1 protein-coding gene is annotated in these 1,589 nt (G+C 70.0%); it reads left to right on the top strand.

Annotation, left to right across the window (positions count from 1 at the left end; all coding sequences use genetic code 11):
- A partial coding sequence (locus DDF67_RS22720; protein ID WP_146198074.1) for a calcium-binding protein occupies positions 1 to 1,508 on the top strand: 1,508 nt, incomplete at its 5' end.
- Positions 1,509 to 1,589 lie beyond the last annotated feature (81 nt).

Below are 1,589 nucleotides of genomic sequence, written 5' to 3'. Positions count from 1 at the left end.
CGCCGGTGGCGAGCGGGGACAAGACGGGCACGGCGGGCGCGGACGTCCTGAAGGGTTCAGGTGGAGCCGACAAGCTGGTGGGGTTGGCGGGAGCCGACACCCTCGATGGCGGCGCCGGCGACGACACGCTCGATGGCGGCGCGGGCGCAGACGTGCTGATCGGCGGCGCGGGCCGCGATACGGCCTCCTACGCCGCGGCCCTGACCGGCGTGAAGGTCGACTTGCTCAAGCCGACGGCCAACACCGGGGAAGCAGCCGGCGACACCTTCAGCGGGATCGAGGATCTGCTCGGGTCGGCCTTCGCCGACAGCCTGGCGGGCGACAACGGCGCCAATACGCTGAGCGGCGGAGCCGGGGCCGACACCCTGCTGGGCATGGGCGGTTCCGACACCCTGCTGGGCGGGGCGGGCAACGACGCGATCTCCGGTCACGGCGGCAACGACATCATCAACGGCGGCGCCGGTGACGATCGCCTTTCCGGCGGCCTGGGCGGCTGGGACAAGTTCGTGTTCGACAAGGGCTGGGGCAAGGACACCATCACCGACTACGAGGATGGCGTCGACAGGCTCGACCTGACCGCGACCGGCCTGCAGTTTAGCGATCTGAAGATCGCGCAGTCGGGTGCGAACACGGTGGTCTCGACCGCGGCCGGCGACAGCATCACCTTCACCGGCATCAACGCGTCGCAAATCACGGCCGCGGACTTCACCTTCGCGACCGCTTCGACCGCTTCGACCCCGGCTGCGTCCACCCCGACCGCTTCGACCCCATCATCGACGACCAGCGGCGCGACGGTCGCGGGCTCTGGCGCCAGCACCACCGATCTGACGGCGGTCAAGGAACCGGCCGTGGCCGACACCTCGCCCTCCAGCACGCCGTCGGCCGCAGGCGGCGTCGTCGGCGGCGCTGGCGACGATCTGCTGGGCGCCACCGCGGGCAACGATGGCTTCGTGGGCGGCGCCGGTCGCGACACGGCTTCCTACGCCTCGGCCAGCGCCGGCGTGACCGTCGACCTGCTCAAGCCGGTGGCCAATAGCGGTTGGGCCGTGGGCGACACGTTCAGCAGCATCGAGAACCTGCTCGGTTCGGCCTTCGCCGATCGGCTGTCGGGCGACAATGGCGCCAATACGCTGAGCGGCGGGGCCGGCGCCGACATCCTGCTGGGCATGGGCGGCTCCGACACCCTGCTGGGCGGGGCGGGCAATGACTCCATCGCCGGTCACGGCGGCAACGACATCATCAACGGCGGCGCCGGTGACGATCGTCTTTCCGGCGGCCTGGGCGGCTGGGACAAGTTCGTGTTCGACAAGGGCTGGGGCAAGGACACCATCACCGACTACGAGGGTGGCGTCGACAAGCTCGACCTGACCGCGACCGGCCTGACCTTCGCCGATCTGCACATCACCCAGGTCGGCGACAGCGCCGTGGTGACCACCCTGGCCGGCGACGCCATCATCTTCGAGAACACCCTGGCCAGCGCCCTGACCCCGTCGGACTTCACCTTCTAGTCCAAACCCCGATCGCCTATCGCCAACGGCCGGCCCGCCTCACCGCGGCGCCGGCCGTATGCTTTTTGATCAATAGACGGC

It is taken from the genome of Caulobacter endophyticus (assembly GCF_003116815.1).
GTDB classification, from domain to species: Bacteria; Pseudomonadota; Alphaproteobacteria; order Caulobacterales; family Caulobacteraceae; genus Caulobacter; species Caulobacter endophyticus.
The sequence above is the reverse complement of the archived record's forward strand: the minus strand, read 5'-3'. Positions and strand labels throughout refer to the sequence as shown.